This window comes from Polaribacter sp. (assembly GCF_036480315.1).
Lineage (GTDB): Bacteria > Bacteroidota > Bacteroidia > Flavobacteriales > Flavobacteriaceae > Polaribacter.
In genome coordinates this window covers 1-13908 of sequence record NZ_JAZGGG010000027.1, presented here as the reverse complement: position 1 = coordinate 13908, position 13908 = coordinate 1, and the positions used below count along the sequence as shown (strand labels likewise).

Genomic DNA, 13908 nt, shown 5'->3' with positions numbered 1-13908 from the left:
AGGTTTTAAGACTAGAATACTCTCAAAATTAACCTCATTAACAATTATTCAATTCATTAATAAGTTTACTTTTGATAGAAATATTAACAACTTAAAAATTAGTATTATTTAAATGCACAACGGGTGTAAGTAGTATTTAAACACTTTTTAAAGATACTTGTTTTTAATAACAAACCATAAACAAGTGTTTATGGTTTGTTGGACTTCTCTTTTTCAATTAGATTTCCCCTTTATTAATCTTCACTATTAAAAACACTACAAGCTAAAATAAAACTTGTAGTATTTACATTCAACAAACAATAAACTTATTTAATTCTTAATTATTTTTTTAGTAATAATTCCTTTTGTAGTCTTAATTCTTACAAAATAAACACCTGAGTTATAGTCTTTAAACCTTATTTCTTTTAATGTTGTTTTTATAACTCTTTTTCCAATAACATTAAAAACCTCAATACTTTCTATTTCTAAATTATTAGAAATAGTTATTTTTAAAATATCATTTACAGGATTTGGGTATAAAGAAATCTGATTATTAATATCAAAATCAGTAATAGCTAAAACTCTCGCTCTACAATCTGCTTCATCTGCAGCAAAACCTGCAGTAGTATCTATAGACCAAGAAGTTAAATAACCTCCATTAATATCATCAACTAAAATACAGGTTAACTTTGGTGAATTTGTAGAATCAAATTCTGTAATTAATAAGTTATTTCCGTTTTTAACACTTAGTGTTACTAAATTAGGATTGTCTTTTATGATTAATTTTGTCAAATTTGTTAACTTACTTACATCTAAAGTTTCTACAGCATTATTGTTAGAAATTAGTAATTCTTCTAAATTAAAAGCACCAGATCTTGCATGAACTTTAGTTTTACCAGTACTTTTTGCAATAATCGAAATCATTGCATCAGTTAGTGGTGAAAAGTCTGCAATATTGTTATTTTGTATATCTATTACAGTAATATTAGTAAATGCTTGCAAGCCTTCTACATCTGTTAAACTTTGCCCACTTAAATTTAATGGTCCCGAATATGCTGCTGCTTCTGCTAATGTTATATTCCCATCATTATCTGCATCTAAACCCGCAATAGTTAGTAGTGCTGTTGTTGTTGCTGCAGAAGTATTTACTACCCAAGTAGAAGAACAGTCTGTGTTAAATGACGAATGACTGTCTATATCTACACCCCAATTTGTATTAGAAAATGAAACATCATCAACCTGTATGCAAAATAATTTAGGATTATTATCAGAAGTAAATGATGTTATTAATTGGTTTTGAGAATTTTTAATATTTAAGTTTTCTAATACAGGATTATTATACATTGAAACTATTGTTATTTGCTGGTTTTGAGATAAATCTAACCCAGTTAATTGATTCATGCTTGCAATGGACACTAAATTTAAATCTGTATGTAAAGAAAGATCTATATTAGATATATTTACGTCACCTAAAGTTAATTGTTTTAAAATTAAGTTATTAGAAATATCTATAGTAGATAAACCATTACAAGAAAACTCTAACAAACCTGTATTTAATGAAACATTTAATGTTGTAAAAGAGTTATTTCCTGAAATTAAAGTTTGTAAATTTATTAAAGGATCCACATCTAATGAGCTTAAACTATTACTACTACAGTCTAAAATGGTTAATTGATTGTTGTTAGTTAAATTGATACTCGTTATTGAATTAGCAAAAAAATTAAGTTCTTTAAGTAGAAAATTATTCGAAACATTTAAACTAGTAAGATTATTTCCCCAACAAATCAATTTCTCAAGAGCCGTAAAATCTTCTATTCCAGTCATTTCAGAGATTGATAAATTTGAAACTTCTAAATTTGTTATTGTATCAATTCTATTAGTAAAAACATAATTATCATTTGAAACTCCATTACCCATACTATTACTTGCTCCTAATGCAACTACATTTCCATTAGCATCATGAGTTTCTAAATAGGCTTCAAAATTATCATCTGGAATATTTGTTTGTGTTAAACTACAATTGGTACTAAATCTTTGCTGGCTATCAATTTGAGTCCAAGTTGTAGTTGCATAATTCGCATCACTTACTTCTATACAAGTTAAGTTTGGGCTATTTAATGTAGCAAATGAACTACCTGAAAGACCATTATTATTACCGTTCTTTATACTAAAGGTAGTTAACATTGGATTATTATATGCTAATAGATATACTATTGCAGGATTCGCATCTAAATTTAAAGCAGTAAGTTGAGTATCATATAAATCTAATGTACTTACTAATGGACTAGTACTTAAATCTAAAGATGAAATCCCGGTATGATGTGCATCAACAAATATTAAATTAGGGTTGTTTGGTAAATTAATACTTGCTAACGAAGAACTATTATAACACGTTATACCTGTTAAAGCTTGGTTATTTGTAAAGTCTAAATTTATTATTTGAGAATCAATACAAAATAAAGATTCAAAATCAGGGTTTTGACTTGTATCTAAATTTGTAAATTGTGTATTCTGACAATGCAAGAATTTTAATTTTGGGTTTTGGAGGATATTAAGAACATTAAGAGGATTATTCCCAACAAAAAACTCTTCTAAATTTGGCAAACCAGAAACGTCTATATTAATTAATGCATTACCTGATATGTCAAGAAATGTAACATTTGATAAACTAGCTAATGTAATAGAAGTTAATGTTGGAGTATTTTTTAGTTTAATATTTTTTAAATTGGTGTTGGCCGAAAAATCTGCCGTTATTAAACTATTGTTCCCTCCAAGAATTCCGAATATCTCAAGTGATATAAAGTCTTGAAGACCCGTTAAATCAGCAATATCTATACTTGTTGGATACAATTGAACAATTGCACTAATTCTATGTGTAAATACTTTCATATCATTTGCAATACCATTCCCCATACTTAAAGGACTATTTAAAGCAACTATGTTTCCGTCTCTATCGTGAGTTTCTAGGTAATTTTCAAAAATAGGATCTGGCACATTAGTTTCTGGATAAGAACAATCTGTGTTAAATGAAGTTTGAGAATCTATTTGAGTGTTAGCAGATGGTGGACCCGAGTTTGTATCTGCTTGTATACACGTAAGCAAAGGATTTGCATAAGCCCATAAACCCAAGTTTGAGTTGTTTCCATTTGCAATGTTTAGTGTCTTTAAATTATTATTATTACACTGTAAAAGTTTTAAACTTGTATTTACAATTATATCTATATTTTCAATTAAGTTTAAATGTGTATTTAAATGTGTTAATGATAAATTTTTACTTACATCCAATATTTTTATTTGATTTTCCGCACATTGTAACTTTATTAAATTTATGTTTTTACTTACATCTATAGAAGATAATAGATTAGCTGAACAATAAAGTTCTTTCAATGCTATATTTTGGCTTAAATTGAAATTAGTAATTTGATTACCATTGATATAAAAGACCTCTAACAACACATTAGAAGTAACATTTATACTTGGCAAATTATTACTATTGACAAATAATTGGTTTAAAGCAATATTTGATGATATATCTATGCTTGATAAATTATTTTCGTGCACTTTTAAAACTTCTAAAGCTACAAAATCTTCTATTCCTGTTAAATCTGAAATTTTTGTAGTTACATTCGGTAAGTTAGCATTGTTTATTGGATCTGATATATCTAGATTTGTAATTGTATTAATATATACTGTTGGTACATAATCATCTAATGAACCGGAATCATGTCCTAAATCTATTAAGGCTTGCTCAAAAGCATCATCTGGTACGTAGGTTAATCCTGTTGTACATAATGTTCCACTAAAATTGTGTTGTGCATCTATATCCCAACCTGTTAAACCAGCAACAGGAGTAGAAACATCTGCAGTTATACAAGTTAGATTTTGATTGCCTACAGTACTAAATGTTGTAATTGTTGAATTATTTCCATTAGCAATATTTAAGATGGTTAATTGATTATTAGGTAGTGATAGCTGCTCTAATATTACATTAGAAGAAACATCTAATAAAGTTAATTCATTAGTTGGCAAAGCTAAAATTCTTAAGTTAGGGTTACCTGAAGTATCTAAAGAAGTAAGTTTTCCCGAGAAATCTTTAAACTCCTCTAATTTTGGTAAGCCAGAAATATCAACATTAGTAATATTGTTATACCCTAATTGGATGTATTCTACATCTTGTAAATTACCAAACTTAACACTTGTTGCGTTGCTATTATAGGTAAATGTTATTCTTTTTAACTTAAGGTTATTAGAAAAATCTGCTGATGTAAGAGATGAGTTTCCTCCAAAAGCCCCAAAAACTTCTAAATCTCTAAAATCTTCTAAACCTGTTAATAATGTTAAGCCAACATTAGACACATCTAATAATGTAACTGTATTAATTCTATACGTAAAAACTTTAGCGTCATTTGCAACACCATTTCCCATACTAGATGGATTATTTAATGCAACCGTATTTCCATCTCTATCATGCGTTTCTAAATAGTTTTCAAAAGCATTATCTGGAACGTTAGTTTCCGCATAAGAACAATTTGTATTGAAAGATGTTTGAGAATCTATTTGTGTATTAGCAACTGGAGTTCCAGCATTAGAATCTGCTTGGATACAGGTTAATAAGGAGTTAGCATGTGCAAATAAAGCCATATTTGAATTGTTTCCATTTGCAATGTTTAGCGTCATTAAATTATTATTATCACATTGTAAAACTGTAAGATTGGTATTCAGACTTACATCAATATTTTCAATTAAATTACCCTGGCAATATAACCTCTCTAATAAAACGTTATTACTTACGTCTATTATTTTTAGTTGATTTGAGAAAACATATAGTTTTTCTAATAAAGTATTTTGTGAAACATCTATATTTGTTATTTGATTTGTCGAATAATACAATTCTTTTAAAGTAGTGTTTTGAGTTACATCAATATTTGTAAGCATATTACCTTCACAATGTAATATTTCTAAAGCTGCAAAATCTTCAACACCTGTTAAGTCAGAAATAGATAAACTAGAAATTGTAAGATTTGTAACTGTATTAATATTACTGGTAAAAACTTTATCATCGTTTGCAATTCCATTTCCCATAGAATTCGCTTCTAAAAAAGTTTCAAAATTATCATCTGGAACATATGTTATTTGCTATGAGCAAGATTCATCAAAAACAATATTTAGATTATTACTCCAATTTGGCAATCCTAAAGCAGGAATTCCTGCATCTGCAGTAATACAATTTAAAAGTGGATTCTGATTAAATGAAGCTACAGTAATATTGGTATTAAAACCATTCTTAATATTTAAACTTGTTAATAAAGAATGGTTACCCAATTGTAATTCTGTTAAAGCTACTAAAGATGAAACATCTAAATTTGCTACACCAGAACTAACAAAATAGAGTTTTGTAACATTTGCTAAACCTGCTACATTAAGAGTTGTTAAGCTAACTGAACCATTAATAACTATGTTTATTAAATTTGTATTTGCTGTTAAATCTACAGTTGTTTGGTTGCTATTATTTTCATAGAAAGTTAAATTCTCTAAAGCAGCAAAATCTTCTAGACCATCTAACTTTTCAATTCCAAGATATTGCAGGGTTAAATCTGTTATACCATTAATTTTGGTTGTAGTAACTAAATTATTTCCATCTGTACCATCACCTAAACTTGAAGCATCTCCCTCCGAAACAACAAGTCCAGTTGCATCATGCGTTTCCAAATAAGTTTCAAAAGCGTCATCTGGCACTGCTGTTTGAGAATTAATCGACAAACTTAAAAAAGTCAAAATTGATAATAAAAGTAGCTTTCTTTTCATGATTTCTGTTTTTATTTTTTTACAAAGTTCAAAATAAGCTGCTCTCCATTGTAAGGAAAAACACTTCTTTTTAAAAGTTTATTCACTTATAAAAAAGGCTTCAATTTTGCACAAAACAAAAATCGTTTTATTCAGCTCGGATTCATATATCAAATCCATTAGCCGTTAATTTCATTCGATTACTGGTAATTATAACTATGCAAACAATAAAAGACCGTGGTTTCCCACAGTCTTATTTTGTTTACACTAAAAAATATTTTTTATTCAGCTATTGTGGCACCACTTGCTGCAACACTTCTATCAATCTTACGCATTAAACCTTGTAAAACTTTTCCTGGTCCAACTTCAATAAATTCAGTTCCTCCATCAGCAATCATAGCTTGTACACATTGCGTCCATTTTACTGGCGCAGTTAATTGCGCAATTAAGTTTTCTTTAATTTCTTCAGGGTTTGTAACTACTTTTGCCGCCACATTTTGATATACTGGGCATGTTGGCTCACTAAATACTGTTGCTTCAATTGCAGCAGCTAATTCTTCTCTTGCAGGCTCCATCATTGGTGAGTGAAATGCGCCACCAACAGGTAATAATAAAGCTCTTCTTGCTCCTTTTTCAGTTAAAGCTTCACATGCTCTTTCAACCGCAGAAATTTCACCAGAAATCACTAATTGACCAGGACAATTATAATTTGCAGCAACCACTACTCCATCAATTTCGGCACACGTATCTTCAACAATATTGTCAGCTAAACCTAAAACTGCAGCCATTGTAGAAGGTGCAGCTTCACATGCTTTTTGCATTGCCAAAGCACGTTTAGAAACCAATATTAATCCGTCTACAAAAGTTAAAACTCCATTGGCAACCAAAGCAGATAATTCTCCTAAAGAGTGTCCCGCAACCATTTCTGGCTTAAAGTCATCTCCTAAAACCTTTGCTAAAATTACAGAATGCAAAAAGATTGCTGGTTGCGTAACCTTTGTTTCTTTCAACTGTTCTGCAGTTCCTTCAAACATAATATCTGTAATTGAGAACCCTAAAATGTCATTTGCTTTTTCAAAATATTCTTGTGCCAATGCAGACTTTTCGTATAAATCCAATCCCATTCCTGTGAATTGCGCTCCTTGACCCGGAAAAATATATGCTTTCATAAAATGTATATTTGTATCGTTGATTATTCTTGTTATTATCAGCAAAAATAATCATTTTTATTGGAAGCTATTTCCAGCTTTTCACTATATCTTTTTTAAGAAAAATAAAAAAGGATGTCGTTTCAATCTGGGCTAAACTTATTTACATGCAGATTGCAACTCTAAAAGAAAATGAATATTTACCAACTTCGCTCAATGACAATAAAAGACAAACAATTAACAGATAGTATTTATTTAATTCTAACTGCATTATTTATAACTTCTTTAGTTGCATCAAATTTAATTTTTCAAAAACTCTTTTATTGGAAACCTTTTGGAATCTATCGTTTTGAAATTTCTGTAGGAATTCTACCCTATCAATTACCTTTCTAATTACCGACATTTTATCAGAGATTTATGGTAAGAAAAAAGCAATCAAGTGGTAATTGCAGAAATTTTTGCTTCTTTCTTTTCAATACTAATTATTCTTATTGCAGATTTTGCGCCTGCAATAGATAGTTTTCCTATAAATGACAAAATCTTTCATCAAGTTTTTGGTTTATCTCCTTTAGCTGTTTTTGCATCTATGATAGCGTATTTATTTGCACAATTTGTGGATATAAGAATTTTCCATTTCTGGAAAAAACTAACAAACGGACAATATTTATGGTTGCGTAATAATTTTTCCACTTTTACTTCGCAGTTTATAGACACATTTACAGTGGTTTTTTTATTATGTTCATTTAAAGTTTTACCTTCGAATATATTTACTGAATTATTAATAAGTGGCTTTTTTTTTAGGTAATTATCGCAGTTTTAGACACTCCTATTTTATATCTTTTAGTATTTGTTTTCAGAAAAAAAATCAATTTAAAGGTAGGAGAAGAAATTTTGGAGTATTTTTTGTAATCAATAGAAAAAGGTTTCGTCTAAAAAATTAGAAAATTCATATCATGAAAAAAATATTTTTATTACTTATAATTACACTTACTTTCTCGCAGGGTTATGCACAAACATCCGTTTTTAACGATTTATTACAAAAACACGTTACCAAAACCGGAATTGTAGATTACAAATCATTCAAAAATGATGAAGCGAAGTTAGATAGTTACATTTCTTATTTAGAAAAAACAACGCCAGCAGCTTCTTGGTCAGAAAATAAACAAAAAGCCTTTTGGATTAATGCTTACAACGCTTATACAATCAAAATAATTTTAGAAAATTACCCTCTAAAAAGCATTATGGATATCAAAGAAAAAGGAAAAACTGCTTGGAAAATTCCTTTTGCTAAAGTTGGTGGAAAAACATATACTTTAGATCATATAGAACATCAAATTTTACGTAAAGACTTTTCAGACCCTAAAATTCATGTTGGTGTAAATTGTGCTTCAGGCTCTTGTCCTAAATTAGGTAACAAAGCGTTTACAGAACAAAACATAGAAGCAGAATTAACTCGTTTAATGAAAGATTTTGTAAACGATACAACTCGAAATAAAATCTCTAAAAAGAAAGTTCAAATTTCTTCAATTTTCGATTGGTTTAAAGATGATTTTACCAAAAAAGGTTCAGTAATCAACTTTTTAAACAAATATTCAGAAACTGAAATTAGCTCAAAAGCTAAAATTAGTTTTCTAAAATACGATTGGACTTTAAACGGAAAATAGTATCTTTATTCTTCATCTGAAATAACACAAAAACCATGTCTAAAAACTATTATGACGCTGCCGATTTAAGGAAATTCGGTAAAATAACAGAATGGAGCGAAGAACTAGGAAACAAATTTTTCGACTATTATGGTAAAGTATTTGAAGAAGGAGCATTAACTGCTCGAGAAAAATCTTTAATTGCTCTGGCTGTTGCACATACAGAACAATGCCCATATTGTATTGACGCATATACAAAAGATAGTTTACAAAGAGGAATTACAAAAGAACAAATGATGGAAGCAATTCATGTTGGTGCAGCAATTAAAAGTGGCGCAACTTTAGTTCATGGCGTTCAAATGATGAATAAAGTAAATAAATTAGAAATGTAAGCAGGTAACCAATTTTTGCATTTCAGTAAAGATTGTGTGAATCACTTATTCTCACAAAAGTGAAAATCTATTTAATTTTAAAATATCTAGGTCTCGATTGCGCTTGACCAGACAAAATATATGGCTACTAAATCTTTAAAAGCAAGAAATAACGATATTGCAAATACTGCTCGTCAGATGGAAATTCTATCTGAAGGAATTTTTGCAAATGGAGAATTACCCACTTTTGCTGCAAAAATTAAAGAAACAAATCAGTTACCTTTACGCCCTAAAAAATTAGAAATTCTACAAATAAATTTAGGTTACATGTGTAATCAAGTTTGTTCGCATTGCCATGTAGATGCTGGTCCAGATCGTAAAGAAATTATGACATTGGAGACAATGAACGAATGTTTGGAAGTCATCAAAAAAACGGAAGCACATACGTTAGATTTAACTGGTGGCGCTCCAGAAATGAATCCTAATTTTAGATGGTTTGTAGAAGAAGCATCCAAAGCAGGAATTAAAGATTTTATTGTCCGTTCTAACTTAACAATTATTAGAGCGAATAAAAAGTACCACGATTTACCTCAATTCTTCAAAAAACACAATGTTCATGTAGTTTCTTCAATGCCTCATTGGACGCGTGGAAAAACGGACAAACAACGTGGAGATGGAGTTTTTGATAAATCAATTAAAGCTTTACAAGAATTAAATGCGGTTGGTTATGCTTTAGAAGGTTCAGATTTAAAATTAGACTTGGTTTATAATCCTTCAGGTGCATTTTTACCTGGAGATCAAATGGCTTTAGAAAATGATTTCAAAAAAGCATTAAAAGAAGAATTTGATATTGACTTCCATAGCTTATTTGCAATTACAAATTTACCAATTAGCAGGTTTTTAGATTATTTAATAGCTTCAGAAAATTACGAAGATTATATGTATTCATTAGTGGAAGCATACAATCCTACTGCTGTAGAAAATGTAATGTGTACAAATACACTTTCTGTAAGTTGGGATGGCTGGTTGTACGATTGTGACTTCAATCAAATGCTAAACTTGAAAGTAGCTAGTAAAGTAAAGCACATTTCAGATTATAATGAAGAGTTATTACAAGATCGAAATATAATTATAAACCAACACTGTTATGGCTGTACTGCTGGCGCAGGAAGTAGTTGCCAAGGAGTTGTTGCTTAATTTATCAATAAAAAAAAGTTAAAGTGAATTCATTTTAGCATAAAAAATAAGAATATGAGTTATTTAGAAACTACACATAATGTATATAAAGAAGCAGCATTAACACCAGATGTTGGCTTATGTTGTACTACAAATCCTATTTGGGAATTACCAGGTTTAAAAATTCCAAGAATTATGCAGGAAATGAATTACGGTTGTGGCTCTACTGTGCATGCAAGAGATTTAACTAACAATCCTAAAATGCTATATGTTGGTGTTGGAGGTGGAATGGAATTGTTACAATTCGCCTATTTCAACAGAAATAAAGGAGGCGTAATAGGTTTAGATGTTGTTGATGAAATGCTAGAAGCTTCTCGCAAAAACTTTAAAATTGCTGAAGAACAAAACGATTGGTTTAGATCTGATTTTGTTGATTTACGTAAAGGTGACGCAATGGATTTGCCTGTAGAGGATAATTCTATCGATGTCGCTGCTCAAAATTGTTTATTCAATATTTTTAAATCTGATGATTTGAAAAAAGCAATTGAAGAAATGTACAGAGTTTTAAAACCTCATGGTAAATTGGTAATGAGTGACCCTACTTGTGAGCAACCAATGAATGATGAATTACGAAACGACGAACGTTTACGCGCTTTATGTTTAAGCGGAAGTTTAACAATTGCAGATTATGTAAAAGCGTTAACTGATGCTGGTTTTGGTACTATTGAAATTAGAGCAAGAAAACCATATAGAATTTTAGATCCAAAAAGTTATCCAACCGACGAATTAATTTATATAGAATCTATAGAGGTTGCTGCAATTAAAGATCCAATGCCAGCAGATGGACCTTGTATTTTTACAGGTAGAGCTGCTATTTATTATGGTGATGAAGATTATTTTGATGATGGTTTAGGTCATACTTTATTAAAAAACCAACCGTTAGCAATTTGCGATAAAACGACTGCTGCTTTACAAGCATTAAGTAGAGATGATATTTATTTTTCAGAATCTACTTTTCATTATGATGGTGGTGGATGTTGTTAAGCATCGCAAATGCTTTTTGTAAAAAGAACTAAAAAGCATCTCGATACAATTTTGCAAAAAAGCAAAATTACTCGATGTGACATTGTATCTATTTAAATTGATAATACGTGATCTCAGTTCGAGTAATTTTTCTAACGGAGAAAGAAAAATTGTATCGAGAACATTTCATTAAAAATTAAATATGAAGAAAATTCTTATCCTTTTTTTAATTGTTAGTTCAACTTCTTTTGGGCAAAAAAAACTTGACAAACTATTAAATAAATGGAACAAAAGAAATGTACCCTATATTTCTGTAGATAGTTTAGCTAACACAAAAGCTGTTTTGTTAGACGCAAGGGAAACAAAAGAATACAAAATCAGTCATTTAAAAAATGCTATTTGTGTTGGTTATGATTATTTTGACGTGAACAAAACTTTAGAAAAGCTTCCTGAAGATAAAAACGCAAAAATAGTGGTGTATTGTTCTTTAGGGATTCGTTCTGAAATTGTTGCAGATAAATTAATAAAAGAAGGCTATACGAATGTCTATAATTTATACGGAGGAATTTTTGAATGGAAAAACAACAACTTCCAAGTCATAGATACTTTAGGAAACGAGACAGAAAAAGTCCATACTTTTAATAAGGATTGGAGCAAATGGCTTAAAAAAGGTAAAAAAGTATATGAATAAAAATCTACTCTTAATCTTTACAAGAAACCCCGAATTAGGAAAAGCAAAAACTCGATTAGCAAAAACTGTTGGCGATGAAACTGCTTTAGAAATCTACAAATTTTTGCTACAAAAAACACGTGACGCATCTTCAAAAGTAACATCAGATAAAGCAGTATATTATTCTGTAAAAATCAGAACACATGATATTTGGGATGGAACTATTTATCAAAAACACCAACAAGTTGGAGAAGATTTAGGTATTAGAATGTTAAACGCTTTTAAAAACGGTTACAATGCTGGTTATGAAAAAGTAATAATTATTGGTAGCGATTTATATGATTTAACAACCCAAAATATAGAAAACGCTTTTCACCAGTTAGACACAAACGATTTGGTTATTGGACCAGCAGAAGATGGTGGTTATTATTTATTAGGAATGAATTCTTTAGAAGAAAACATCTTCAAAAATAAAGATTGGGGAACAGCAACTGTTAGAAAAGATACTTTAGCAGATTTACAAGATAAAAAAGTACATTTGTTAAAGGAATTAAATGATGTAGATGTATTTGAAGATATTGAGCATCACCCTGCATTTCAACAATTTTTAAGATAATGAAGCAACAACAACAACAACAACAACTTACAGAAACTATAGATTTTTTAAAATCAGCAGGAATTACAAGTCCAAAAATAGGAATTGTTTTAGGAACAGGTTTAGGCAAACTTGTCGATGAAATTTCTATAGAAAAAGAAATTTCTTATTCAGATATTCCTAATTTCCCTGTGGCAACCGTAGAGTTTCATTCTGGTAAATTAATTTATGGTAAATTATCTGGAAAAAAAGTTCTTGTAATGGCGGGTCGTTTTCATTTATATGAAGGTTATAATGCTTGGGAAGTTACTTACGGAATTAGAACAATGCATGGTTTAGGAATTAAGAATTTATTAGTTTCAAATGCAGCTGGGGCAATTAATTTATCTTATAAAAAAGGTGATTTAATGCTCATTGAAGACCATATTAATTTACAAGGAAGTTCTCCTTTAGCTTTTCGAGGAGCAAACAAATTTGGTAATATTTTTGCTGATATGTTAGAACCATATTCTAAAGAATTAAATGCTAAAATTAGTGATATTGCTAAAAAGCAAAACATTTTATTACACAAAGGTGTTTATACAAGTGTTTTAGGGCCTCAACTAGAAACTAGAGCAGAATACAGAATGTTACAAATTTTTGAAACTGATGCTGTAGGTATGAGTACTGTACCAGAAGTTATTGTTGCAAAACAACTTAACTTACCTTGTGCTGCTATTTCTGTATTAACAGATGAATGTGATCCTAAAAACCTACAACCTGTAGACATAGCAGAAATTATTGCAATTGCTGGTAAAGCAGAACCTAAAATGATTACACTTTTTAAGGAAGTTCTAAAAATAATATAGATTTAAGTCTTTTATATAATAGATAGTAAGTAATAGTAGCTAGTTACGTCAAAACATGTAAAACTTAAACTTACTTTTATGATCTTAATTCTTCTTTTTGTTGCCGCTTGTTTTTTAGCATTTAGTAATGGTGCTAATGATAATTTTAAAGGAGTCGCAACTTTGTTTGTATATGGAACTACTAACTATAAAAAAGCAATTAACTGGGCAACAATTACTACATTTTCTGGTTCAGTAGCAGCTATTTTTTTAGCAGAAAAATTAGTGAAAAATTTTTCAGGAAAAAGTTTAGCCCCAAACGAATTAATACAAACACCAATATTTGCTATTGCAATTGCCCTTGGTGCAGCAATTACTGTTTTTACAGCGACTAAAATAGGGATGCCAATTTCTACAACGCATAGTTTAGTTGGAGGCTTATTTGGTGCAGGTGTTATGGCAATTGGTTCAGAATTTAATTTTGAAAAACTAGGTAATACTTTCTTAATGCCATTAATTGTGAACCCTTTAATGGCTGCATTTTTAAGTCTGTTAGCTTATTAACTCTACCTGTTGTGCATTATAAAAAAGCTGTTCATTGATTAAGAGAATCGTATATTTAATTGAATTTCAAACATTTAAATAGATGAACAGCTTTAGAGCAAATTACGAGAAAATTTTAGAGGTATTAA

At 29.7% G+C, this 13908-nt stretch carries 11 protein-coding genes and 2 pseudogenes; 10 read left to right on the top strand and 3 right to left on the bottom strand.

The window, feature by feature from the left end; translation table 11 throughout:
* A pseudogene (locus V3V28_RS05700) lies at positions 1-112 on the top strand (IS982 family transposase); the annotation flags it as partial.
* A gap of 197 nt (positions 113-309) precedes the next feature.
* Here the strand turns inward: V3V28_RS05700 and V3V28_RS05695 are convergent.
* The 3 genes from V3V28_RS05695 to fabD form a co-directional block, all read right to left on the bottom strand.
* Positions 310-5061 (bottom strand): T9SS type A sorting domain-containing protein, encoded by a 4752-nt coding sequence (locus tag V3V28_RS05695; RefSeq protein WP_331364063.1) that lies wholly within the window; start codon positions 5059-5061, stop codon positions 310-312.
* Between the two features lie 54 nt (positions 5062-5115).
* Positions 5116-5784 (bottom strand): hypothetical protein, encoded by a 669-nt coding sequence (locus V3V28_RS05690; protein ID WP_331364062.1) that lies wholly within the window; start codon positions 5782-5784, stop codon positions 5116-5118.
* Positions 5785-6044: 260 nt separating this feature from the next.
* A complete protein-coding gene (fabD, locus tag V3V28_RS05685; RefSeq protein ID WP_331364061.1) occupies positions 6045-6932 on the bottom strand; it encodes an ACP S-malonyltransferase in 888 nt (295 codons plus the stop codon).
* A 195-nt stretch (positions 6933-7127) separates the two neighbouring features.
* Here fabD and V3V28_RS05680 point away from each other — a divergent pair.
* The 9 genes and pseudogenes from V3V28_RS05680 to V3V28_RS05640 all read left to right on the top strand — a co-directional run bounded on the left by V3V28_RS05680 (position 7128) and on the right by V3V28_RS05640 (position 13780).
* Positions 7128-7820 (top strand): annotated as a pseudogene (locus V3V28_RS05680) (queuosine precursor transporter).
* 44 nt (positions 7821-7864) lie between these two features.
* A complete protein-coding gene (locus V3V28_RS05675) occupies positions 7865-8575 on the top strand; it encodes a DUF547 domain-containing protein (protein WP_331364060.1) in 711 nt (236 codons plus the stop codon).
* Between the two features lie 35 nt (positions 8576-8610).
* Positions 8611-8946, top strand: coding sequence for an arsenosugar biosynthesis-associated peroxidase-like protein (locus V3V28_RS05670; RefSeq protein WP_242179312.1), 336 nt, complete (start codon positions 8611-8613; stop codon positions 8944-8946).
* A 120-nt stretch (positions 8947-9066) separates the two neighbouring features.
* Positions 9067-10122, top strand: coding sequence for an arsenosugar biosynthesis radical SAM (seleno)protein ArsS (arsS, locus tag V3V28_RS05665; protein WP_331364059.1), 1056 nt, complete (start codon positions 9067-9069; stop codon positions 10120-10122).
* Positions 10123-10176: 54 nt separating this feature from the next.
* Entirely contained in the window at positions 10177-11145 is a 969-nt protein-coding gene (gene arsM, locus V3V28_RS05660; RefSeq protein WP_331364058.1) for an arsenosugar biosynthesis arsenite methyltransferase ArsM, read from the top strand.
* A 181-nt stretch (positions 11146-11326) separates the two neighbouring features.
* Positions 11327-11815, top strand: a complete 489-nt coding sequence (locus V3V28_RS05655) for a rhodanese-like domain-containing protein (RefSeq protein WP_331364057.1) — start codon at positions 11327-11329, stop codon at positions 11813-11815.
* A complete protein-coding gene (locus V3V28_RS05650) occupies positions 11808-12410 on the top strand; it encodes a TIGR04282 family arsenosugar biosynthesis glycosyltransferase (protein ID WP_331364056.1) in 603 nt (200 codons plus the stop codon). Before V3V28_RS05655 ends, V3V28_RS05650 begins: the two co-directional genes overlap by 8 nt.
* Complete coding sequence (locus V3V28_RS05645; protein ID WP_331364055.1) at positions 12410-13237, top strand: purine-nucleoside phosphorylase; 828 nt, start codon at positions 12410-12412, stop codon at positions 13235-13237. Before V3V28_RS05650 ends, V3V28_RS05645 begins: the two co-directional genes overlap by 1 nt.
* 78 nt (positions 13238-13315) lie before the next feature.
* Positions 13316-13780 carry an inorganic phosphate transporter gene (locus V3V28_RS05640; RefSeq protein ID WP_331364054.1) on the top strand — a complete coding sequence of 155 codons (465 nt, stop codon included), beginning with the start codon at positions 13316-13318 and terminating at the stop codon, positions 13778-13780.
* Positions 13781-13908: the final 128 nt, after the last annotated feature.